Origin of the sequence: Paeniglutamicibacter sp. MACA_103, from assembly GCF_045798555.1 — a bacterium.
Taxonomy (GTDB): domain Bacteria; phylum Actinomycetota; class Actinomycetes; order Actinomycetales; family Micrococcaceae; genus Paeniglutamicibacter.
The window spans coordinates 1-22,206 of sequence record NZ_JBIXLN010000058.1 but is presented as its reverse complement, the minus strand read 5'-3'; the positions used below and the strand labels follow the sequence as shown (position 1 = coordinate 22,206).

Here is a 22,206-nt window from a genome sequence, read left to right as displayed (position 1 = left end):
GTCTGGCATGGACACTTCCGCAGATTTCCGCATCGAACACGACACCATGGGCGAGGTCCGGGTTCCGGCCGCAGCCCTCTACCGGGCGCAGACCCAGCGCGCCGTGGAGAACTTCCCGATCTCCGGCAAGAAACTCGAGCCCGCGCACATCCGGGCCCTGGCCCAGGTGAAGAAGGCCGCCGCGCTGGCCAACCTGGAACTCGGCGTGCTGGATGCCGAGCGCGCGCACGCGATCGTGGCCGCGGCCGACGAGGTCGCCGCGAACAAGTACGACGCGCACTTCCCCATCGACGTGTTCCAGACCGGCTCGGGCACCTCGAGCAACATGAACATGAACGAGGTGCTCGCCGAGCTGGCGACCCGGGCTCTCACGGCCGCCGGCTCGGACACCGTGGTGCACCCCAACGACCACGTCAATGCGTCCCAGTCCTCCAACGACGTCTTCCCCACCTCGGTGCACGTCGCGGCGACCGCCGGGCTGCTCGGTGACGTCGTCCCGGGCCTCGAGGTGCTGGCCGCCTCCCTGGAGGCCAAGGCCGCCGAGTTCAAGGACGTGGTGAAGTCCGGTCGCACCCACCTGATGGACGCGACCCCGGTGACCCTGGGCCAGGAATTCGGCGGGTACGCCGCCCAGATGCGCTACGGCGTCGAGCGCATCCTGGCCTCGCTGCCGCGCGTGGCCGAGGTGCCGCTGGGCGGAACCGCGGTGGGCACCGGCATCAACACCCCCGCAGGGTTCCCCGAGCGCGTCATCGAGCTGCTCGCCGCGGACACCGGGCTGCCGCTGACCGAGGCGCGGAACCACTTCGAGGCGCAGGCCAACCGCGACGGGCTCATCGAGGCCTCGGCCCAGCTGCGCAACATCGCGATCTCGCTGATGAAGATCAACAACGACCTGCGCTGGATGGGCTCGGGCCCCAACACCGGCCTGGGCGAGATCGCGATCCCGGATCTGCAGCCGGGCTCCTCGATCATGCCGGGCAAGGTCAACCCGGTGATCTCCGAGGCCGCGATCATGGTCGCCGCCCAGGTGATCGGCAACGACACCGCCATCGCCTGGTCCGGGACCAACGGGGCGTTCGAGCTGAACGTGGGCATCCCGGTGATGGCCTCGAACCTGCTCGAGTCCATCCGCCTGCTGGGCAACACCGCCCGGGTCATGGCGGAGAAGATGGTCGACGGGATCACCGCGAACGTGGAGCGTGCCCGCTTCCTGGCCGAGGCTTCCCCCTCCATCGTCACCCCGCTGAACAAGCTCATCGGCTACGAGAACGCCGCGAAGATCGCCAAGAAGGCGGTTGCGGACGGTCTCACGGTCCGCGAGGCGACGGTTGCCCTCGGCTTCGTGGAGCGCGGCGATCTCACCGAGGAGCAGCTCGATGAACTGCTCGATGTCACCACCATGACCGGCAAGCACTGACACCAACCCAACACCCCCGCAAGCAGCGGCGGCCAGTCGAGGAAGGTTGCCTACCATTCTTCGACGGGCCGCCGTTTGCGTGTCCGGGCGCCAATGCCGCAGGGCCCTGGAAGCCGGCCCGGTGAGCGATCCCACTTAAGTTGCACTCAGCAACCAATAGTGCAAAACTGCACTCTGTGAACAATAGTGCAAATGATCCTTCCGCCGAGCCGGCCACCCCGCCGACCCTCAGCGCCCGCATGCTGAAGACCCGGCTCTCCATCTCGCGGAACGCGCGTGAGCTCACGGCCGAACACGGCTTTTCCGGGTTCACCGTCGAGGAACTCTGCGCCCGGGTCGGGATCTCGCGGCGCACCTTCTTCAACTACTTCGCCACCAAGCTCGACGCGGTGTTCGGGCACGCCGACGACGGGCTGTCCGCCGAGGCGCTTGCGCGCTTCATGAACGCGCGTCCCGCCGGGACCGTGGGCATCTCCCCCACGCTGCTGTCCGACCTCGTGGCCCTGGTGCTTGAACAATTGCGCCGCGAGGAATCGGGGATCCGCAGCATGCATGGCTTCTTTGCCGCGATGCACCGCGAACCGGAGCTGCTGGTGAAGATGATGCAGGTCGGCCCCGAACGCCAGGCCGAATTCACCGCCATGGTGGCCAAGCGCGAAGGCGTGGCGGAGGACCACAGCGGAATCGCCCTGCTGGTGCACTGCCTGCAATTCGCCACCCACCGGGCCATCGAACGCTACCTGGCCGCTCCCGGCGGACCCTCGCTGGAGGACGAATTCCTTTCCGTCATGCACCAGACCCGGGAGCTGTTCGGCCAACACCTCCAGCCGGACGGGCAGTTCCCCGGCCACTAAGCCGGCGGCCTGCCCCCACCTCACTCCTTTCCCACCACACCCAAGGAACCACCATGTCCACCACCACCGCGTCCCGGACATCCCCGGACCCGGCGCCGCTGCTGCTGACGCAACGGCGCATCTGGATCATCTTCTCCGCGCTGATCGCCGGCATGATGCTCTCTTCCCTCGACCAGACCATCGTCTCCACCGCCATGCCCACCATCGTGGGCCAGCTCGGCGGGGTCGAACACCAGGCCTGGATCACCACCGCCTACCTGCTGGCAACCACCATCGTGATGCCGATCTACGGCAAGTTCGGTGACGTATTGGGCCGGCGCAACCTCTTCCTGATCGCCATCGCCCTGTTCACCCTGGCCTCCGTGGGCGCGGCCTTCGCCGGCACCTTCTGGATGTTCGTGTTCTTCCGCGCCATGCAGGGCCTGGGCGGCGGCGGCCTCATGATCCTCTCGCAGGCCATCATCGCCGACATCGTCCCGGCCTCCGAGCGCGGGAAGTACATGGGACCGCTGGGCGCCATCTTCGGCCTCTCGGCCGTCGCCGGTCCACTGCTCGGCGGCTTCTTCGTCGACCACCTGACCTGGCAGTGGGCCTTCTACATCAACATCCCCATCGGCATCGGAGCCTTCCTGATCGCGTGGTTCGCGCTGACCATCCCGAACAAGAAGTCCACCAGGAAGATCGACGTGCTCGGCGTGTTGCTGCTCTCGGTCGCCACCACCTGCCTGATCTTCTTCACCGACTTCGGCGGGAACAAGAACCACGGCTGGGCGGCGCCCGAGACCTGGGCCTGGGGCGCGGGCATGCTCGCGGCCATCGTGCTCTTCGTGATCGCCGAGGCCCGCGCCGAGGACCCGATCATCCCGCTCTCGCTCTTCAGGAACCCGGTCTTCGTCAACGCCACGGCCATCGGCTTCACCCTGGGCCTGGGCATGTTCGCGGCCATCGCCTTCGTCCCCACCTTCCTGCAGATGTCCTCGGGCACCTCCGCGGCGGTCTCCGGGCTGCTGATGGTCCCGATGATGGTCGGCATGATGGGCACCTCGATCTACTCCGGCATCGCGATCACCAAGACCGGAAAGTACAAGGGCTACCCGATCGCCGGCGCCCTGGTCACCGCCGCCGCGATGCTGGCCTTCACCACGCTCTCGGCCACCACCCCGCTGTGGCTGATCTGCGTGTACCTGTTCGTGTTCGGCGCCGGCCTGGGATTGATCATGCAGGTCGTCGTGCTGGTCGTGCAGAACGCCGTGGATCCGGCCATGGTGGGCACCGCGACCTCCACCAACAACTACTTCCGCGAGGTCGGTGCGTCCCTGGGCGTGGCGATCTTCGGTGCGATGTTCACCAACCGGCTCTCCGAGAAGCTCACCGACGTCTTCACCGGGGCCGGCGCCAGCGCCGCGGACGCGGGCAACGCCACCGCGACGCTGGACCCGCAAACCATGGCGCAGCTGCCCGAGGCCGTGCGCGAGGGCATCGTCAACGCCTATGCGGACTCGCTGGCACCGGTGTTCTGGTACCTGATCCCGTTCATCCTCATCGCGTTCGTGCTGGCGCTGTTCCTCAAGCAGGTCAAGCTCTCGGACACCGCCGGCATGGTGGCCCGCGGCGAGGCCATCGGCGGCGAGGAAGCCAAGGCGCTGGAGGATGCGGCACGCTTCGGCGGCAAGGTCACCGCCGGTGCCACCGGGGACCCGAAGGCAAAAGACCGCGAACCGGAGATGGACCGCTAGTCGGACAAGTCCCGTGGTTCCTTGCGACAGGGCCCCCAACCGTTCGAGGCTGGGGGCCCTTTCGTCTGCGACCGTGTTTGCGCGCGTGAACCGCGTCGCCGGGGTGGACTGCACCCGGTAAGGCAGTCATGATTATTTCGAGGGCAAGGCTGTTGGGACCGGGAACGGCAGCTCCGGATCCCAAGCCGTGCAAGGCAGGCTGTGCCGCATGTCGGTGCCCGCCTGCAGAGGGACCGATCGAGAGCCGGGCGTACCGTGAAAAATACGGGCAAGTTCCTAGAGGACTACTACAGGCACTTTTCGGCCGAGGACCTCCAGGGCTACGGCCCCGACACGCTGCAGCGGCGGGCGCTGCACCACCTCGAAGTTGCCGACGCACGGCGGCCGGGCCACATCGCCACCGGGATCCTGACCGAATCCGATGCCAGCGTGGTGACCATCGCGACGGACAACATGCCCTACCTGGTCAATTCCGTGGCCGCCGAGCTCACCCGCCAAAACGCCGCCATCCGACTGGTCGTCCATCCCATTTTTGCGGTCTTGCGCGACAGGGACACGCACCGGATCGTGGACATCCACCTCTTGCCCTCGCCGGGCGCGACGCCGCACTTCGAGTCCACCGACGGCACAGAAGTATGCGAAGAGTCCTGGATCGCCGTGGAAATCAACAGGCTGGGTGATGCGGCCGCGGGCGGAAAGCTGGTCGCGGGCCTGTCAACGGTCCTTGCCGATGTGCGGGCGGTTGCCGCCGATGCGTCCGCGATGCACCGACGGGCCATCGAAGCCGTCGATGCCATGGAGACCCATCCCGGCACCGGGGGCACCCAGGAGATGCAGCAGGCGAAGGATCTGCTGCGCTGGATGGACGACGGCAACTTCACCTTCCTGGGCTACATCGATTACGACGTGCCCGGTGGGGGCGGCCACGACCCACTAACCAGCCGTCCGTCATCCGGACTCGGTCTCCTGAGGGAATCGCGCCAGGGGATCCGGCAACCGCGGCCTGCTCCGCCCGGCCTCCGCCGGCCCCTTGGTCAGCGGCTCCTGACGCTGACCAAGGCCGATTGGCGCTCGACAGTCCTGAGACCGTCATATCTGGACCAGATAGCGATCAAGAGCTATGGCATGGACGGCAAGGTCAACCGAGAAAGGCATTTTCTCGGGCTCTTCGCCCCCAGCGCCTACAACCAGCCGGTGAGCGAAGTGCCCATTGTCCGGGACAAGGTCGACGAGGTCCTCCAGCGCTGCGCATTTGCCCCCGAGTCGCACTCCGAAGAGACCCTGCAGGCAGTCTTGGAGTCCTATCCGAGGGACGAACTGTTCCAGATCGATGTGGATGACCTCCTCGCCACGGCCCAGGGCATCGTTCACCTGCAGGAACGCCGCCGCACCCGCTTGTTCCTGCGCCCCGACACCTATGGGCGGTTCGTGTCGGCGTTGGTGTTCCTGCCCCGGGACCGTTACAACACGGCGGTTCGCCAGCGCATCGAGCACGAACTGGGTCGGTCGTTCCAAACCAACACCATCGAGTTCACGACACTGCTGAGCGAGTCGGCGCTGGCCCGGGTGTTTTTCCGGATTTGGCTCCCTTCCGGACGGAAGGTCCCCCACCTTGATGTCCCGGCGCTGGAGCGCCGGCTGGTTGTGGCGGTCCGGTCCTGGGCCGAAGGCATCGAGGAAGTCATGCGTGAGAGGTTTCCCGCGCAGGAGGCCACGCGCCTGGCCATGCTGTGGTCCGAAGCCTTTCCCGAAGGATACCGGGTGGGCTACACGGTTGAAGACGCGGTCGATGACGTGGTCCGCTTCGAGACCCTCGATCTTCAGGAAGCCGGCCGACCCGCCGTCGATGACCCGGTCGTCTCCGTCCGCATCCCTGCAGCCACCGCCACGACGTTGGCCGAAGACGCGCGGATCAAGCTCTATTTTGCCAAGCCCCGAAGCCTGTCCCGGATCCTGCCGTTTTTCCACAATCTGGGACTTGAGGTCCTCGATCAGCGGCCCTTTGGGATCCGCCGCGGCGACGGCCAGGAGTTCTTGCTCTACGACCTTGGACTGAAATACCCTTCCGGTGTCGATCCGCTGAAAACCAGCGGGCTGCTGGCCGATTCCTTCCGCGCCGCCATACGCGGTGACATCGAGTCGGACAGCTTCGACGGCCTGGTTCTCACCGAGGGAATTGAATGGCAACGCGTGGTCATTCTGCGCAGTTATGCCAAATACCTGCTGCAACTTGGCACCACCAACTCCTACGGCTTCATGGCCGAATCGCTGCTGGCCAATGTGCGGGTCACCCATGCGCTGCTGGGACTCTTCCAGATCAGCTTCGACCCCGACATCGGCGGGACGGACCGCGCCCAGGGCATTGAAATCGCCAGGAAGGAACTGAGCGCAGCCATCGACGAAGTGCCCGCCCTGAATGCCGACAGGTTGCTGCGCACCTTCATGAACCTGGTTGGGGCCACCTTGCGAACCAACTACTTCCAGAACCGGCACTACCTCAGCTACAAGTTCGATCCATCGGCCCTCGCCGAGTGTCCGCCCCCGCGGCCAAAATACGAAATATGGGTCTATTCGCCCCGGGTGGAGGGGCTGCATCTGCGGTTCGGTGCCATAGCCCGCGGCGGGCTGCGCTGGTCGGACCGGAGGGAGGACTTCCGCACGGAGATTCTCGGTCTCGTCAAGGCCCAGACCGTCAAGAACGCCGTCATTGTGCCCACCGGAGCGAAGGGCGGCTTCTTTCCCAAGCGGCTGCCGGACCCTGTCATGGACCGTGGCGCATGGCTGGCGGAAGGACGCGAAAGCTACCGGATCTTCATCCGCGGAATGCTGGATATCACCGACAACCTCTGCCCCGCGGACACCGGGAAAATGCTGGTCCCGCCCCGGCACGTCGTGTGTCACGACGGTGAAGACTCCTACCTCGTGGTGGCGGCCGACAAGGGCACCGCGACCTTTTCCGACACCGCGAACGAGCTTGCCCGCGAGTACGGTTTTTGGTTGGGCGATGCCTTCGCTTCAGGGGGTTCGGTCGGCTATGACCACAAGGAAATGGGCATCACGGCCAAGGGTGCCTGGGAGTCCGTCAAGATGCATTTCAGTGAGCTTGGCATCGATGTCCAAGGCGAAGACTTCACCGTGGCGGGCATCGGAGACATGAGCGGGGACGTGTTCGGAAACGGCATGCTCCTGTCCCGGCACATCCGCCTGGTTGCGGCGTTCGACCACCGCCACATTTTCCTGGACCCACAACCGGATGCCGCTGCGTCCTTCGCCGAACGGCGGCGCTTGTTCGACCTTCCCCGTTCCTCCTGGGCGGACTTCGACGCCTCGGTGATCAGCAACGGCGGCGGGATCTACCCACGCCAGGCCAAGTCCATCGACATCACCGACGAGGTCCGCGACGCCCTGGGATTGGAGGACGGCACGGCCGCGATGGCGCCGCAAGAACTGCTCAAGGCGATCCTGCTCGCGCCGGTGGACCTTCTCTACAACGGGGGCATCGGCACGTATGTCAAGGCCTCTTCCGAGGCCCACGCGGAAGCAGGGGACAAGGCCAACGACTCGATCCGGGTCAACGGCAATGAACTCAGGGCCAAGGTTGTCGTCGAGGGCGGCAACCTGGGCATCACGCAGCGTGGCCGGATCGAGGCGGCCTTGGGCGGCGTCATCCTGAACACGGACGCCATCGACAACTCCGCCGGAGTGGACTGCTCGGACCACGAAGTCAACATCAAGATCCTCGTCGAGAACATGATCGACGCGGGAAGGATAACCGCAGGGGAACGCGCGGATTTCCTGCACTCCCTCACGGACGACGTCGGCGAGCTGGTGCTGAAGACAAACGCCGACCAGAACACGTTGCTGGTCAACGACCTCTACCGGGTCGGGCCATGGAGCCCGGGCTTCGAACGGATGATGGACTGGCTGGAGTCGGCGGCTGGCCTTGACCGCACCCTGGAAGCACTGCCCGGCACGGAGGAACTGCAGGCCCGGCTGGCGACGGGCCGCGGGCTCACCTCACCGGAGCTCGCTGTCCTGTGCGCCTACGCGAAAACCGAACTGGCCGGAGCGCTCAATGCCAGTGACTTGGCCGATGACCCATGGTTCAAGAAGACCGTGCGCAGCTATTTTCCGGCCCTGCTGTCCGAACGGTTCGACGCCGACCTGGACACCCATCCCCTGCGCCGCGAGATCATCAGCACCGTGGTGGCGAACGACATGATCAACACCGGCGGGATCACCTTTGCATTCCGGGCCATGGAGGAAACCGAGGCTTCCCCGGCGGCCGTGGCCCGGGCCTTCGTGGTCCTGCGCCAGGTCTTCGGCGTCGATTCGATCATGGCCGACCTGGCGGCCCTGCCGCCGAGCTGTCCCGTGCAAAACCGCTGTGCCGTTGCCGAGGAAATGCGGCGGTTGCTGGACCGGGGAATCCGCTGGTATGTCACCCGCTACGGGCGGGGCGAAGCGATCACCGACGCGATCGAGCGGCTCAAGCCCCGGATCGACCCGCTCTGGACGGACCTGACCCGCTACCTGGGCGACCCGGACATGGACATCTTGGACAACCGTCTGGCCGATCGCCTGGCCGGCATTCCGGCGGATTTGGCCCGGCGCGCTCCGACGTTCCTGGCGGGATTCGGGCTGCTGGACCTGGCCGTCATCTCGGAACAGATCCGGGAACCGGTCCACAGCATTGCCCAGGTCTACTTCGCCATCTATGCCCGGATCGGCGTCATTCCGCTCCTGTTGATGATCACCGACCTGCCGCGGCGCAACCGCTGGGAATCCCTGGCGCGGGCCGCATTGCGCGACGACGTCTATGCGGCCGTGGCGGACATGACCGTTGCCGTGATGCAGAGCACCGGGACCTCCGGCGGGCACGGTGCCGACCCGCTGGAACGCATCGCGGCCTGGGAACGGTTGCACGAGGAGCAGATGGCGCGCATCACCGAGACCTTGGAGCAACTCTCCAAACCCGGGCAGGCCGATATTGCCTCGCTCTCCGTTGTCCTGAAGCAACTGCGCTCCGTGGTCCGCAGATAGGGCTGGCCCCTGCCGCGGCATTTGGCCGGGTAGCGGGAACGGCGGGTCCGTGACCGCTTATCGGGCCGGGTCCTGGCCGCCGGTGATGAAGTGGCCGGCTTCCTTCGGCTCGAGGGTCCAGTCGATGGCGCGCTGGTGCTTGGGCGGCAGGGCCGGCAGCCGGCCCAGCCCGAACCATCCGACCTCGAGGTTCTCGTCGTCGTTGACCTTCGCCTGGCCGCCCAGGTACTCACCGGCCAGGATGATGTCCAGGTATTGGGCGCGGTCCCCGTTGGGATACACCGCCTCGTCGGTGGTGGCCACCCCGACGAGCCGCGTGATGGCGCAGTGCACCGCCGTTTCCTCGAACACCTCGCGCACCGCCGCGACGGCGGGCTCCTCGCCCGGCTCCAGGATGCCGGCCGGAAGCGTCCAGCGCCCGTTGTCGGCCCGGCGGACCAGCAGCACGCGGCCCTCGTGGATCACCACGGCCTTCACGCCGGGCAGCCACAGCGGGTCGTTGCCGATCTTGCGGCGCATTTGGACGATGAATTCAGGTGTGGGCATGGAGGTGTTCCGGTGGCTTTCGTGTCTCGTGGGTTCCGGGCGTGGCCTTGGCTTGGCTTGGCTTTGCTATCCCGCCACGACCAGGGCCAGTGCGGCGCCCGCCAGCATGAAGGGGCCGAAGGCGACCGAGGAACGCATGGTGGCCTTGCGGGCCAGCAGCAACACCACCGACCAGAGGGCCCCGATGATGAAGGCGAACGCGGTGGCCCACAACAGGTGGGTGTAGGACAGGAAGCCGAGGTAGAGCCCCAGCACGGCGGCGAGCTTCACGTCCCCCAGCCCCATGCCCGCGGGCGCAATCAGGTGCAGCACCAGGTAGCCGGCAAACAGGATCACCGCGCCCAGGACCATCCGCAACAGCACCATCGGCTCCCCGGCCAGCAGGGCGGCGGCACCCAGCAGCACCAAGGCGGCGATGAACCACGGGCCCAGGATCCGGTTGGGCAGCAGGTGCGACTTGAAGTCGATGATGGTCAGGCGCACGGCGTTGAACAGGTACAGCGCCAACGCCAGCGCGGCCAGGATTCCGGCCAGCGTGGCCAGGGCCGGATCGGCGGCAAACCAAAGCAGGATTTGTTGCGGCATGGCCCAAACCCTACGCGTTGCACGGCCCCGGTGTCAGCGTCGGCACGCCACCGGGAGGGGCAAAACCACACGGCGTTGCCCCTCGCTACACTGAAGGCATGGAACAGCACAATGGTGCGGCAGTTTTCCCCGACCCCGACCGGGCCCCGGGCAAGGAGCTCATGGGGCGCTTCCGTCGGCTCGCCCGTTCCTCCCCCTGGCTGTGGAACACCATCCAGATCCGGATTGGCGTCAACGACAAGGAACGCCACGAGCTCGCCTTCGCCGCCCCGAGCCAGCCCAAGCACCTCACGGTGTTGGTCAGGCGCCCGGACGCCATCCGTGTGGAGGACGAGAACGGGACGGTACTCTTTCGCACCGAGCACATCAACGATTCGCGCGACGCCGGCTTCGTGGCGGCGACCCGCAAGAGCTGGCTGTTGCCGCCGCAGCTGCTGGCCCCGGTCTACGGGGACGACGGGCTGGTCTCGCGGCGCCCGGAGGCCTCCTACGGCAACGAGTTGATGCCGGTGGGCCTGTGGGGAGCGTTCCTGGACCCGGTCGAGATCGCCGGCTTCGCCCCCGGCCCGGCCGACATGTCGTTCCCCCACCCCAGCACCATCCATGCGTTGCGGGAGCTCCGGGACGAAGCGGGCCGCGAATGCCTGGAGGCAGAACTTTCCCGCGGCCATTCCTACGCCCCGGTCAACCGGGATGCACCGCTGCTGGGCCCCGGCCTCACGCGGGTGCGGCTCGACCGGGCCACGGGCATCTGCGTGCTGCACCGGGTCCTGGACGGGCCGGACGCGGGGCTTGAGCACCGGGTGTCCATCACCGCGGTGGACGAGTACATGATCGACGGGTTGTTCACCCAGCCGCGCGCCTCGCTGTCCGACGTACGCCGGGCGCCGCTGTGGCCGATCCCGGGGCTGGCGGACTATCCCGGGCCCCCGGCGCCCGACCACGCGCGGCACCGGGGCGGGCCCGCGGCGTAGGGCCGCGGGACCGCGCCCCGGTGCGGCGCGGTGCCGCTAGTGGATCCGGTCCTCAAGCAGCTCGGTGACCAGGGCGGCGATCTCGGAGCGTTCGGAGCGGGTCAGCGTGACGTGCCCGAAGAGGTGGTGCCCCTTGAGCTGCTCGACCACCGCGGCGACGCCGTCGTGGCGGCCCACCCGCAGGTTGTCGCGCTGGGCCACGTCGTGGGTGAGGATCACCTTGGAGTTCTGCCCGATGCGCGAGAGCACCGTGAGCAGCACGTTGCGCTCCAGCGACTGGGCCTCGTCCACGATCACGAAGGCGTCGTGCAGCGAGCGCCCGCGGATGTGCGTCAGCGGCAGCACCTCGAGCATGCCCCGGCTCATGACTTCGTCAATGGCGTTCTTGGAGACCACCGAGCCCAGGGTGTCGAACACCGCCTGCGCCCAGGGATTCATCTTCTCCGCCTCGGCGCCGGGCAGGTAGCCCAGCTCCTGCCCGCCGACCGCGTAGAGCGGGCGGAAGACCATGATCTTGCGGTGTTCGCGGCGCTCCATCACCGCTTCGAGCCCGGCGCACAGCGCGAGCGCCGACTTGCCGGTGCCCGCCCGGCCGCCGAGCGAAACGATGCCGACTTCCTTGTCGAGCAACAGGTCCAGGGCCAGGCGTTGTTCGGCGGAGCGGCCGCGCAGCCCGAAAGCCTCCCGGTCCCCGCGCACCAGGCGCACCAGGTGGTTGCGGTCCACCCGTCCCAGCGCCGAGCCGCGCGGGGAGTGCAGGATCAACCCGGTGTTCACCGGCTGCTCGGCGGCCTCCTCGAGTTCCAGGGACTCGTCGGCGTAGAGCGCCGACATGTTCTCCTGGCTCACGTCCATCTCGTGCACGCCGGTCCAGCCGGAGTCGGCAATGAGCTCGTTGCGGTATTCCTCGGCGGTCAGTCCCATGGCCGAGGCCTTGATGCGCATCGGCATGTCCTTGGAGACCAGCGTGACGTCGAGGCCCTCGTCAAGCATCGCCTTGGAGACGGCGAGGATGCGGGTGTCGTTGTCCGCGTTGCGGAACCCCACCGGCAGGACGTTCGGCGCGATGTGGTTCAGTTCCACGCGCAGGGTGCCGCCCTGCTTGCCGACCTCCATTTCGTTGCCCAGCCCGCCGTGCTTCCTGCCCAGGTCCTCCAGGGTCCGCAGCGCCTCGCGAGCGAAGTACCCCAGCGTGGGGTCGTTGCGCTTGTGTTCGAGCTCGGTGATCACGGTCAACGGCAGGACCACGTGGTGTTCGGCAAAGCGCAACATTGCGTGGGGGTCTGCGATCAACACCGAGGTGTCCAGGACGAAGGTCCGGGTGCCTTCCGCCGGTGCCACCTCGGTGGCAGTCGTTTCCGAGACGGCGGGTGCGGTTGATGGGTTTTCCTGTTTCGCTACCACTGTGGCTCCTCGCGGGGAGTGCTGCCCCGTTCAGCGGGCAATGACGGCTTCATCACCCGTTACGCTCAACTTACGCCGAAATCAGGGGGCCGTCAGGATCTGCTGGCAAAAGTCCGGTGTCGTTCAGGTAAATAATTGGCGCCGGCCGGGTTTACTCAAAGTTGTCGCCCCGGGAACAGGGCTCAGGAACCGAAGCGGCGTTGCCTGTCGGCGAAGTCGCGCAGGGCGCGCAGGAAGTCCACGCGCCTGAAGTCGGGCCACAACGCCTCGCAGAAGTAGAACTCCGAATACGCGCTCTGCCAGGTGAGGAACCCGGAGAGGCGCTGTTCGCCCGAGGTGCGGATGACCAGGTCCGGGTCGGGCTGGCCCTTGGTGTAGAGGTGGGTGGCCAGCTTGTCCGGGTCCAGGCCCTCGGCGATCTGCGCCGCGTCCAGCCCGTCGGCGTGCCCCTGGCACAGCAGCGCCTTGACCGCGTCGACGATTTCCTGCCGGCCGCCGTAGCCGACGGCCACATTGACATGGATCCCGGTGACACCGGCGGTGGAGGCCTCCAGCTCGCGCAGCTTGTTGGCCAGGTAGTCCGGCAGCAGTTCCAACGCGCCCACCGGCTTCACGCGCACGGTCTTGGTTTCCCCCAACCGGTCCAGGGTGTTGGCGATGATCCCCATCAAGGAATCGAGTTCCTCGCTGGAACGGCTCATGTTGTCGGTGGAGAGCATGTAGAGCGTCACCAGGTTGATGTCCAGTTCCTGGCACCAGCCCAGGAATTCGAGGATCTTGTCCGCGCCGGCCTGGTGGCCGGTGGCGGTGGTCTGGCCCGAGAGCTTGGCCCAGCGCCGGTTCCCGTCCACGAGCACGCCAATATGCGCGGGAAGTTTTTCCGGGGCCAGCAGACCCCGCAACCGCCGCTCATAGAGCCGGTAGACGAATCCCGGTAGTTCCACGGCGATACTCCTGCTTGTGCTTGGGTTTTGGGGCGGCATGCGACCGCCAGCCGGCCGCATGTTCAACTTAACGCTACCGGGTTCCGTCCCCGGTGGCGCACCAAGACGCGGGCATTGCGGCTGGCAATACGCCGTGCATGGATCCGGCCGGCACCATTCCACGGGTTTCGGGTGTCGGCGGCCACCAAACCTACCAGTCAGTAGTTTAGGCTGGGTTCATGATCCAACCATCCGGGACACCGTCGCAGCCACCGGTTCCGGCGCAGCCGCCCAAGCCCTTGCTGCGCGGCTGGATCCACGCGGTCACCGCCCCCCTGGCCCTGGTCGCCGGCATCGTGCTGGTGGTGCTGGCCCCGGCGGGTGCCGGAAAGGCCACCACCGCCGTCTTTGCGTTCACCGGGGTGCTGCTCTTCACCGTTTCCGCGTTCTACCACCGCGGGAACTGGTCGCCGAAAACCACCCTCATGCTCAAGCGGATCGACCACACCAACATCATGTTGTTGATCGCCGGCTCCTACACCCCGCTGGCCTGGGCCCTGCTTCCGGCCAGGTCTGCCACCGTCCTGCTGGTGGCCATCTGGATCGGGGCGCTTGCGGGGGTCGGTTTCCGGGTCTTCTACACCGATGCCCCGCGCTGGCTTTACACCCCCGTGTACGTGTTGCTTGGCCTGGCGGCATTGCTGTTCCTCGGGGATTTCCTGGCCGCCAGCCCGGCCGCGGCGATCCTCATTTGCGTCGGCGGCGCCTTCTACATTGCCGGCGCGGTGTTCTATGCGCTGAAGGCGCCGAATCCCATTCCGGGCATCCTGGGATTCCACGAGCTCTTCCACGCATTCACCCTCATCGGCTTCGCCTGCCACTTCACCGCCATTGCCATCGCGGTGCTCGGCACCGCCTAACGCCCGGGCAGGTGGCGCGGCAAACCGGGGACGATCAGTGCCGCGAGCGCGGGCAGGTCGCTGACGGGTGCGTGGCAGATGCCGCCGCGGCACACGTAGAGCCGCAATTGCCCCTCGGGACCGGCCTGGTACACCGTGCCCTGCGCGCCGGCGCCCCCGAGTTGGGCCACGCCGGCCAGCACCCCCAGGCGCACCGCGGCCCCGCGCTCGGGATCGGTTCCGCCGGCCACGACCAGCTCAGTGCTCGAGCCGTGGATGAAGCGGGCCACCACGCCCAGTGCGCCACCGGCCCCGTGGGGCGCCCGGTCGGCAATTGCCGGCACGAAGCCCAGCAGCATGCGCACCAGCGCGAGGTCGTCCTCGCTGCGCCCGGACCCCGGTTCCGCCGTGTTGCCGCCGGATTCCAGCTGGCTGCGGCCGGCCCGGTCCAGCAGGGCAGCGGCCAGCAGCGAGGTGGCGGCGGGCACCGCGTCATCCAGCGCCTCGGCGCTGCCGACGCCCCCGCGCATGGCCTGGACCCGGGGATCGTTCGCGGCATTGTCCTGCGGCTTTCCGCCTTCCAGGAAGAGCCCCAGCGCAGCGTCGAGGACATCGTCCGCTCGGGCGAACCAGTTCCGGTCCCCCGAGGCGACGCCCAGCTGCTGGAATCCCAGCGCGACCGCCGCATGGTCCTCCAGCACCGCGGCGATGGACGTGCCGGCCCGCCCTTGGTGGCTGATGCGGTGGAGCACGGGGGCCGCATCGCCGCTCGCAGGCACCCAGTGCACCCGGTACAGGTAGTCGGCGGTCCGGGTTGCAAGGGCCAGCATGCGCGGTTCATCCAAGAGCACCGCGGCCTCGGCCAGCGCGGCGACGGCCAGGCCGTTCCACCCGGCAACGACCTTTTCGTCGCGGCCCGGCTGCACCCGCGTGGCACGCTCGGCGCCCAGCTTCCCAAAAGCGGCTTCCAGCCCGGGCCATTCGGACAGTGTCGGGGTGCGGGAGAGCGCAATGGTCATCGGCACCTCGTGCGCGGGCAGGCTCGCCTGCCGCGCGTCCTCGGCCGGGAGCGGCGCGCCGTTCCACAGCTGCCAGAAGACGTTGCCGGTGCCCGGAAGCGCCTCGGGTCGCGGATCGGGTCGCGGATCGGGTCGCGGATCGGGTCCCGGACCGGGGAGGCCGGAGTCGATGGCGCCCGGCTCGCCCAGGATCCTTGCGACCTCGTCCCGGCTGAAGGTGTAGGTGGCGCCCTCGTGGTGGGTGCCGTCGGGCATGACGGTGTCGGCGTCGAGCGAGGAAGCGAATCCCCCGCCGGGAAGCTCCATCTGCTCCTCGAGCCACCGATGGATGCCGCGGGCGGCAACCCGGCAAAGCTCGGCGTCCTCGGCGTCGGGCAGCTGCACCGCCGCCCGGGCGTAGAGCCCGAGCAGCTGTGCGTTGTCGTAGAGCATCTTTTCAAAGTGCGGGATCTTCCACGCCGGATCCACGCAATAACGGGCAAACCCGCCTCCCACGTGGTCGGCCAAACCACTGAGGGCCATGGTCCGCAGCGTCCGTGCCGCCAGCCCGGCGGCCTGCGCCGCATCTGATCCCGGCCCCAGAGAAGCCCGCAGCAGGAAGTCCAGCACGGAGCTTGGCGGAAACTTGGGGGCCGGCGAGAAGCCGCCGGTGGGATCCTCCAGCGCCGACAGCCGACGCACGGCGGTGCCGATCACCGGGGCCAGCACCGAGCCGGTGCTGGCGGTCGGCAGCGGCAGCGAACGGGAGAACATCTTGGCCTGCCCGCCGGCGACCGAGCCCAGGTGGTCGGCCAGCGTGGCGGCCTGCAGATCCAGGGCGTCGCGGCGGTTGTCCCAGGCGTCGGTGACCGCTTCGAGCACCTGCCTGAAGGACGGCATGCCGGGCCTGGGAGCCGGCGGAAAATAGGTTCCGGCATGGATGGCGCGTCCATCGGCCAGCGTGAACACGCTCATGGGCCAGCCGCCGGCACCGGTGAGCGTTTGGGTTGCCGCCATGTAGGCAGCGTCGACTGCGGGGTGTTCCTCCCGGTCGACCTTGATCGACACGAAGTGTTCGTTGAGGTACGCGGCGATCGCGGGGTCGTCGAAGGTTTCGCGGGCCATCACATGGCACCAGTGGCAGGCGGCGTATCCGATGGACAGGAAGACCGGGATGTCGCGGGACGCGGCCTCGGCGAAGGCCTCGTCTCCGTAGGGCCACCAGTCCACCTGCTGGTGCGCGTGTTGGCGCAGGTAGGCGGAGGCGCTTGAGGCGATTCGTTGTCCCATGTTTCCAGTGTCCCCCAATTGGTTCTTCGAGTCGCGGCCCGGGTATAGAGCGCTTCCAATGCCTTTGGCCGTAGTACCTAGAGGTTCTAACCTGGCGACATGCGGAGTCGAGACATCGAGCTGATTCGCCGGCGACAAGGCGGGGAACTGGGATCGCTGGTACAAGAAAAACATCCCCGTGGCTGACGACTTGTTCGACGACCGCCTACGTACATTGAAAGGAAAATGATCGTCGTGGCCATGTCGCTAAAGGACTTCCTCGCTGAGCACCCCGCGGACCGGGCGCGAGTCGAAGCACACAAGGAACGGATGCTCGCTGACGTCCGCGCCGACCAGCTCCGTGAGCTGCGCGAGGCTGCAGGGCTGACGCAGGAGCAAGTCGCCACGCGGATTGGCGTCTCCCAGCGGCAGGTCTCAAAGATCGAGCACGGAAATTTGGAGAACTCCAAGGTGGGGACCATTCGCGGTTATGTTGAAGCCGTCGGGGGCAACCTCACCATCGAGTACGTGACCGGCGACGCTCGCGTCAAGATCGCCTGACGGCAACTCCAGTAATTGCTTCACGTACTGGGAACTCGCGGCCGACATGGCAACGACACTCGGCGTGCTCGTCGCCCTCGTTGCTGGGCGCCGGATCCAGCGGTGCCCGCGGCCCGGAGTTCCTGGACGAGCCCACGGCGCGCCTGCGGTAGCCGGCTTCAGCTGTCCCGGCCCCGCAACGCCGCATACCCGGCGCCGAGGAACACCGTCGTCCAGGCCGCCAGGACGGCAACCGCGGTGCCCGGTCCGTAGGGTTGCTCCGCTGCGGTGCCCAGCACCGCCGCGGCATTGGTTGGAAGATAGGCTGCGGCCTCCTGCACCGCCTCCGCGGTGAACAGCGGCAGGATCTGCGGCAGCCCGAAGAGCAGCACGAACGCCGCGGTCACGGCCCCGGCGCTGCTGCGCAGCACCGACCCGAGGCCCAGCATCATCATGGCGAGCAGACCCAGGTAGGTGCCGGCACCGAGCATGGCCGTGGCCAGCTGGCCGGGCGTGAACTCGCCGTAGGCCCCTGCCGCCGGTGCCGCCGCCAGTGTGCCGGCCCCCACCAGGACGGCCCCGGAAACGAATCCGACCGCACCCAGCACCGCGGCCTTGGATCCCAGGAACCTCAAGCGCACCGGGACGGCCTGCAGGGAGGTGGTGATGGTGCCGGAACCGTACTCGGAGGTGATGGACAGCGCCGCAAGAACGGCGATGAACAGCTGGGACAGCTGCAATGACACGACGGCGATGAAGGGTGCCGGCATCGTCGTGTCGTAGCCGTTCTCCCCGCTGGCCTGCGCCGAGGCGCCCAGCAGCCAGGCCAGGCCGACCTGCCCGAGCAACGCCAGGGACAGGATGACCCAGGTGGAGCGCAGGGAGGCCAGCTTGGTGGCCTCAAATGCCGCGGCCCGGCGGGCGCGCCCGCGGCGGCCGGCGTCGGCTGTGGTTCCGTGGATGGCGCTCATGATGCTGCCCCTTCGTTTTTGGTTGGCACGTATTCGAGGCTGGAGGAGGTCAATTCGGCGTAGGCCTGTTCCAGCGAGGCCTTGTGCAGGCTCAGTTCGTTGATCCTCAGCCCCAGTCCGTGGGCCATTGCCCCGACATCCTCCAGCGAGCTGCCGGTGACCCGCAGCGTCCCGGAGTCGGTCAAGGTGACATGGCGGCCGGCGCGGGACAGCGCCTCGGCGAGCGGCGCGGCATCGGGGGTGGCGACGGTGATGGAGTTCAGCGCGCTTTCGGCGATGACGTTGACGATGGAATCATCCGCGATCAGCCTGCCCCGCCCGATGACCACCAGGTGGTCGGCGGTGGACTGCATCTCGCTCATCAGGTGGCTGGAGACGAACACCGTCGCCCCGGCGGCCGCCTTGGCGCGCATGAGCTCTCGGATCCACACCACCCCGTCGGCGTCCAAGCCGTTGACCGGCTCGTCGAAGATGAGCACCTGCGGGTCGCCCAGCAGCGCGCCGGCGATGCCCAGGCGTTGGCGCATGCCCAGCGAAAAGGTTCCGATGCGCTTGCTGCCGGCCTCGGCGAGCCCGACTTCGTCCAGCACCGTCCCCACCCGGCGGGCGGGAATGGAGTTGCTGCGGGCCAGGCCCAGCAGGTGGGATGCGGCGCGCTGCCCCGGGTGCCCGATGCGCGAGTCGACCACGGCCCCCACGGTGCGCAGCGGGGTGTGGAGGCCCGCATAGGGTTTCCCGTCGATCAGAGCGGCCCCGGAGTCGGGGGTGTCGAGCCCCAACAGCATGCGCATGGTGGTGGTCTTCCCTGCCCCGTTGGGACCCAGGAAGCCGGTGACTTTCCCCGCTTCGATGGCCACCGACAGCCCGTCCACCGCCCTCTTGCGTCCGAAGTCCTTGGTGAGGTCCTCAAGCACGATCATGGTCCTTGCTCCTTGCCCTGGTGGTGTTTCTTCCTTGCCTTCAACGCTAGGTTCGGGCCCCGGCCCGCCGACACCGGCGTTCGTCGGGTCTTGGGCAGCGAAAACCCCTGACTTTCGTCGGTGTCCGGGCGGGCGGCGGCTCGGTAGCATGGGGTGAATGAGGATCCGTTCCGGAGCCCGTTTCGGTCCGCAGCAGGCCGGCTGGGCCGTCGTGTTGTTGCTGGCCGCGCTCGTGATGCCGGCCCTGGGCCAGGGCAATGCCCTGGCCGCGGCCCTGGCGGTGGTTGCCGCCTTCCTGGCCGGGCGCCGGCTCGATTCCCTCTTCGCTTCGGTGTCCATGTTGGGGGCCGGGATCCTGGTCGCGGGCGCGCTGCGGCTGGCCGCCGACCCCTCCGCGGCCGCCTCGAGGTGGCTGTTGGACGTGCTGCTGGTCTTTGCTGCGGTCGTGCTGCCCTGGTGGTGGGGACGCTACCGGATGCTGCGCACCGCCCACCGCCGGCGCGAACACGAGATCGTTGCCGCCAGCGCCAGGCTGCTCGAGCGCACCCGCATTGCCCAGGACATGCACGATGAGCTCGGGCACGAGCTGGCGCTTATTGCCCTGGGTGCCGGCGCCCTGGAGCTCGACGCATCCTCCACGGAGCAGGGCCGCCGGGCGGCGGCCGACATCCGCGAGCGGGCCGCCCAGGCCATCGAGTCGTTGCACGCGATCGTGGCGATGTTGCGCCAGGACACGTCCAGCGGCGCTGCCCCGCTGGTCCCGGCCGGCGAATCGATCCAGTCACTGGTTGCCCGGGTGCGCGCCACCGGGCTTCAGGCGGACGTCGACCGGGTGCCGGCCCCGCCCGGAACCCCGGATCCTTCACGGGCGGTGCAGGCCGCCATGCACCGGGTGGTCCAGGAGGGGCTGACCAACGCGGCCAGGCATGCCCCCGGCGCCATGGTGCGCATCGGGATCAATGAAGCCAAGGACCCGGTGACCATCACGATCGAAAACCGACGCGGCTCACCGACCCCGGTCGTGGGCACCGGCGGTTCCGGGCTCGCCGGGGTCGCCGAACGGCTGAGCATGCTCGGCGGCACCCTGGAGGCCGGATTGCACGGCCAGGATTTCCGCCTGGTCGCACGCATCCCCCGGGCCTCCCTGCTTCCCGAACCCGGGCCCGGCATGCTGGCGGCCGGCCCTGTGCCGGTGGACGGGTCGGTGCCGGTGGACGGGTCGGTGGCCACGGCGCTTGCGGATGTCCGTCGCACCACGCGCTCGCGGCAATGGGCCACCGCGTTGCTGCCGCTGGGGCTGGCGGTGCTGTTGGCCGGCATCCTGGTGACGGTGCAGGTGCTCACGGTGGTGGACAACGCCCTGGCGCCGTCCACCTATGCGCAGCTGCGGGTGGGGCAGGCCCGCGCGGAGGTCGTGTCGCTGCTGCCCGCCGGCGGACTCGATGGCCCCACCCCGATGATTGCCGAGACCCCGGCACCCGAGAACACCGCATGCACCTACTACCAGGCACGCAACGGCTTCCTGGATTTCAGCACCGACATGTACAGGCTGTGTTTCGGCCACGAGGTGCTCGTGTCCAAGGACCACCTGTTGCCGCGAAACGAAGGATGAGCGCTGTGCCCCTGCCCGAAGTTCCACGACCCGCCACCGGCCCCGGGGACAGGCCCATCACGGTGCTGTTGGCCGATGACGAGGCGCTGGTGCGCGCCGGGGTCCGGGCGATCCTGTCCACGGATCCGGGCATCGAGGTGGTGGCCGAGGCGGCCGACGGGCGCGAGGCCCTGGAACTTGCCGCCAGGTTCCGCCCAAGGGTGGCGCTGCTGGATATCCGCATGCCGGTGCTCGACGGGCTCGCCGCGGCCCGCGAACTGGCCGTGCGCCTGCCCGGCACCGCCGTCGCCATGCTCACGGTCTTCGGCGAGGACGAGTACATCGACGCAGCACTGAAGTTGGGGGCCAGCGGCTTTTTGCTCAAGGCCTCGGCACCGCAGGAGCTGATCTTTGGGGTCAAGGCGGTTGCCTCGGGCGCCGCGTATCTTTCACCGCGCGTGGCACGACGGGTGGTGGACCGGCTGCGCGCCGTCGATGTCGGCGCCCCTCAGGTGGCCCGCGCTGCCGTGGCGCAGTTGAGCGCCAGGGAAACCGATGTGCTCATCCTGCTGGGGGCCGGCTATTCGAACGCCCAGATCGGTGCTCGCCTGCACCTGACCGAGGGCACCGTCAAGGGGCACGTCTCGGCAATCCTGCTCAAGCTGGGGGCCGGGAACAGGGTTCAGGCCGCCGTGCTGGCCCACCAGGCCGGGTTGGTTCCGCCCGGATCCTGACCCCAAGGTCCGCGGTCACGGCAAAGGCCCCCGTGAAGAGGTCTTCACGGGGGCCTTGCAGGATGATCGCGGGACTAACGCGCGGGCGTGTCGCCCGGCTCATCGGGCTGGATGTCCTTGCCCTTCTCCACCAGGTCCTGTTGGCGCGCCTCGGCCTCGCCCTGGTAGCGGACGCGGCGGATGCGGCGGGTCATGTCACGGATCAGGAAGATCGTCACGATGACGAGCGCCGCGGTGGCCACAAAACCCACAAATCCCGGGCCAATGGACTGTGCCGCATCTCCGGCGGGCGTGCCGGGAACCGGCGATGGACTAACTGATGCTGCGTACAGCAGGAACGAATACACGCGCGGGGCTCTTTCTGAAAAAGTTGGCGGCCGGAATCACCGGCGCGTTACCTATCTTAGACCGGCAAACAGGTCGGTCTCTGGGAGTGTGGTGGGAACCGAGGATTCGATCAGCGTGAAGTCCTCCCACGGCCATGACTTGGCGTAGATCGCCTCGGGCACCGCAAAGAAAAAGCCGGTCGGATCGATCTGGGTCCGGTGGGCCAACAATGCCCGGTCGCGGTGCTTGAAGAAGTCGGCGCAGTGGATCTGCGTGGTGGTCTCGTGTGGCGAAACCCACCCGAAGAGCTGCTCGTCCGGGTGCTGCTCCCAGGCGGCAATGCGCTCGGCATAGGGCGACTCGATGCCGGCGTCGACCATGGCATAGTGCAGCGTCTTGAAACGCTCGGGGGCGAAGGCACGGTCGTAGTAGAGCTTGGAGGTTTCCCAGGGCTCGCCGAGTTCCGGTGAGC

17 protein-coding genes and 1 pseudogene are annotated in these 22,206 nt (G+C 67.8%); 9 read left to right on the top strand and 9 right to left on the bottom strand.

The features are described 5' to 3' along the window. The first annotated feature begins 7 nt into the window (after positions 1-7). From ACIPVK_RS19625 to ACIPVK_RS19610, 4 genes are all read left to right on the top strand, one after another. Positions 8-1,420, top strand: coding sequence for a class II fumarate hydratase (locus ACIPVK_RS19625; RefSeq protein WP_407613665.1), 1,413 nt, complete (start codon positions 8-10; stop codon positions 1,418-1,420). Between the two features lie 176 nt (positions 1,421-1,596). Then, on the top strand, positions 1,597-2,274 hold the full coding sequence (locus ACIPVK_RS19620) for a TetR/AcrR family transcriptional regulator (RefSeq protein WP_407613662.1): 678 nt from the start codon (positions 1,597-1,599) through the stop codon (positions 2,272-2,274). A gap of 53 nt (positions 2,275-2,327) precedes the next feature. Beyond that, complete coding sequence (locus ACIPVK_RS19615; protein ID WP_407613661.1) at positions 2,328-4,010, top strand: MDR family MFS transporter; 1,683 nt, start codon at positions 2,328-2,330, stop codon at positions 4,008-4,010. Between the two features lie 255 nt (positions 4,011-4,265). Then, positions 4,266-9,053, top strand: coding sequence for an NAD-glutamate dehydrogenase (locus ACIPVK_RS19610; RefSeq protein WP_407613660.1), 4,788 nt, complete (start codon positions 4,266-4,268; stop codon positions 9,051-9,053). Positions 9,054-9,110: 57 nt separating this feature from the next. On the opposite strand, the gene ACIPVK_RS19605 is transcribed toward ACIPVK_RS19610, so the two are convergent. Both ACIPVK_RS19605 and ACIPVK_RS19600 read right to left on the bottom strand, forming a co-directional pair. Then, positions 9,111-9,599, bottom strand: coding sequence for an NUDIX hydrolase (locus ACIPVK_RS19605; protein WP_407613659.1), 489 nt, complete (start codon positions 9,597-9,599; stop codon positions 9,111-9,113). A gap of 66 nt (positions 9,600-9,665) precedes the next feature. After that, positions 9,666-10,184, bottom strand: a complete 519-nt coding sequence (locus ACIPVK_RS19600) for a prepilin peptidase (RefSeq protein ID WP_407613658.1) — start codon at positions 10,182-10,184, stop codon at positions 9,666-9,668. 98 nt (positions 10,185-10,282) lie between these two features. On the opposite strand from ACIPVK_RS19600, the gene ACIPVK_RS19595 reads away from it, so the two are divergent. Further along, entirely contained in the window at positions 10,283-11,158 is an 876-nt protein-coding gene (locus ACIPVK_RS19595; protein ID WP_407613657.1) for a hypothetical protein, read from the top strand. A 36-nt stretch (positions 11,159-11,194) separates the two neighbouring features. Here ACIPVK_RS19595 and ACIPVK_RS19590 read toward each other — a convergent pair whose 3' ends face one another. Together ACIPVK_RS19590 and ACIPVK_RS19585 are read right to left on the bottom strand one after the other, a co-directional pair. Continuing rightward, entirely contained in the window at positions 11,195-12,499 is a 1,305-nt protein-coding gene (locus ACIPVK_RS19590; protein ID WP_407613664.1) for a PhoH family protein, read from the bottom strand. 245 nt (positions 12,500-12,744) lie between these two features. After that, entirely contained in the window at positions 12,745-13,506 is a 762-nt protein-coding gene (locus ACIPVK_RS19585; protein WP_407613656.1) for an isoprenyl transferase, read from the bottom strand. 218 nt (positions 13,507-13,724) lie between these two features. Here ACIPVK_RS19585 and ACIPVK_RS19580 point away from each other — a divergent pair, with 218 nt between their 5' ends. Next, positions 13,725-14,405, top strand: a complete 681-nt coding sequence (locus ACIPVK_RS19580) for a hemolysin III family protein (protein ID WP_407613655.1) — start codon at positions 13,725-13,727, stop codon at positions 14,403-14,405. Here ACIPVK_RS19580 and ACIPVK_RS19575 read toward each other — a convergent pair. Then, the gene (locus ACIPVK_RS19575; RefSeq protein WP_407613654.1) at positions 14,402-16,672 is read right to left on the bottom strand and encodes a thioredoxin domain-containing protein; all 2,271 of its coding nucleotides are present in this window, start codon (positions 16,670-16,672) and stop codon (positions 14,402-14,404) included. The two genes, ACIPVK_RS19580 and ACIPVK_RS19575, sit on opposite strands and share 4 nt — an antisense overlap. A 240-nt stretch (positions 16,673-16,912) precedes the next feature. Between ACIPVK_RS19575 and ACIPVK_RS19570 the strand changes: the two genes are divergently transcribed. Further along, complete coding sequence (locus tag ACIPVK_RS19570) at positions 16,913-17,212, top strand: helix-turn-helix domain-containing protein (RefSeq protein WP_407613663.1); 300 nt, start codon at positions 16,913-16,915, stop codon at positions 17,210-17,212. 158 nt (positions 17,213-17,370) lie between these two features. Here the strand turns inward: ACIPVK_RS19570 and ACIPVK_RS19565 are convergent, their stop codons facing one another. Further along, a complete protein-coding gene (locus tag ACIPVK_RS19565; RefSeq protein ID WP_407613653.1) occupies positions 17,371-18,162 on the bottom strand; it encodes an ABC transporter permease in 792 nt (263 codons plus the stop codon). Further along, positions 18,159-19,082, bottom strand: a complete 924-nt coding sequence (locus ACIPVK_RS19560; protein WP_407613652.1) for an ATP-binding cassette domain-containing protein — start codon at positions 19,080-19,082, stop codon at positions 18,159-18,161. The genes ACIPVK_RS19565 and ACIPVK_RS19560 overlap by 4 nt, the downstream gene beginning before the upstream one ends. A gap of 157 nt (positions 19,083-19,239) precedes the next feature. Between ACIPVK_RS19560 and ACIPVK_RS19555 the strand changes: the two genes are divergently transcribed. Together ACIPVK_RS19555 and ACIPVK_RS19550 are read left to right on the top strand one after the other, a co-directional pair. Then, entirely contained in the window at positions 19,240-20,694 is a 1,455-nt protein-coding gene (locus ACIPVK_RS19555) for a sensor histidine kinase (RefSeq protein ID WP_407613651.1), read from the top strand. A 5-nt stretch (positions 20,695-20,699) separates the two neighbouring features. Further along, the gene (locus tag ACIPVK_RS19550) at positions 20,700-21,407 is read left to right on the top strand and encodes a response regulator (protein WP_407613650.1); all 708 of its coding nucleotides are present in this window, start codon (positions 20,700-20,702) and stop codon (positions 21,405-21,407) included. A 74-nt stretch (positions 21,408-21,481) separates the two neighbouring features. Here the strand turns inward: ACIPVK_RS19550 and ACIPVK_RS19545 are convergent, their stop codons facing one another. Together ACIPVK_RS19545 and ACIPVK_RS19540 are read right to left on the bottom strand one after the other, a co-directional pair. After that, positions 21,482-21,754, bottom strand: coding sequence for a hypothetical protein (locus ACIPVK_RS19545; protein WP_407613649.1), 273 nt, complete (start codon positions 21,752-21,754; stop codon positions 21,482-21,484). A 51-nt stretch (positions 21,755-21,805) separates the two neighbouring features. Further along, positions 21,806-22,206: pseudogene (locus ACIPVK_RS19540) on the bottom strand (mycothiol conjugate amidase Mca); the annotation flags it as partial.

Excerpts from the sequence above, each read along its gene's own strand:
- ACIPVK_RS19625 (WP_407613665.1), top strand. The coding sequence starts at position 8 with ATGGACACTTCCGCAGATTTCCGCATCGAACACGACACCATGGGCGAG.
- ACIPVK_RS19615 (WP_407613661.1), top strand. The coding sequence starts at position 2,328 with ATGTCCACCACCACCGCGTCCCGGACATCCCCGGACCCGGCGCCGCTG.
- ACIPVK_RS19605 (WP_407613659.1), bottom strand. The coding sequence starts at position 9,599 with ATGCCCACACCTGAATTCATCGTCCAAATGCGCCGCAAGATCGGCAAC.
- ACIPVK_RS19600 (WP_407613658.1), bottom strand. The coding sequence starts at position 10,184 with ATGCCGCAACAAATCCTGCTTTGGTTTGCCGCCGATCCGGCCCTGGCC.
- ACIPVK_RS19595 (WP_407613657.1), top strand. The coding sequence starts at position 10,283 with ATGGAACAGCACAATGGTGCGGCAGTTTTCCCCGACCCCGACCGGGCC.
- ACIPVK_RS19580 (WP_407613655.1), top strand. The coding sequence starts at position 13,725 with ATGATCCAACCATCCGGGACACCGTCGCAGCCACCGGTTCCGGCGCAG.
- ACIPVK_RS19575 (WP_407613654.1), bottom strand. The coding sequence starts at position 16,672 with ATGGGACAACGAATCGCCTCAAGCGCCTCCGCCTACCTGCGCCAACAC.
- ACIPVK_RS19570 (WP_407613663.1), top strand. The coding sequence starts at position 16,913 with ATGTCGCTAAAGGACTTCCTCGCTGAGCACCCCGCGGACCGGGCGCGA.
- ACIPVK_RS19565 (WP_407613653.1), bottom strand. The coding sequence starts at position 18,162 with ATGAGCGCCATCCACGGAACCACAGCCGACGCCGGCCGCCGCGGGCGC.
- ACIPVK_RS19560 (WP_407613652.1), bottom strand. The coding sequence starts at position 19,082 with ATGATCGTGCTTGAGGACCTCACCAAGGACTTCGGACGCAAGAGGGCG.
- ACIPVK_RS19555 (WP_407613651.1), top strand. The coding sequence starts at position 19,240 with ATGAGGATCCGTTCCGGAGCCCGTTTCGGTCCGCAGCAGGCCGGCTGG.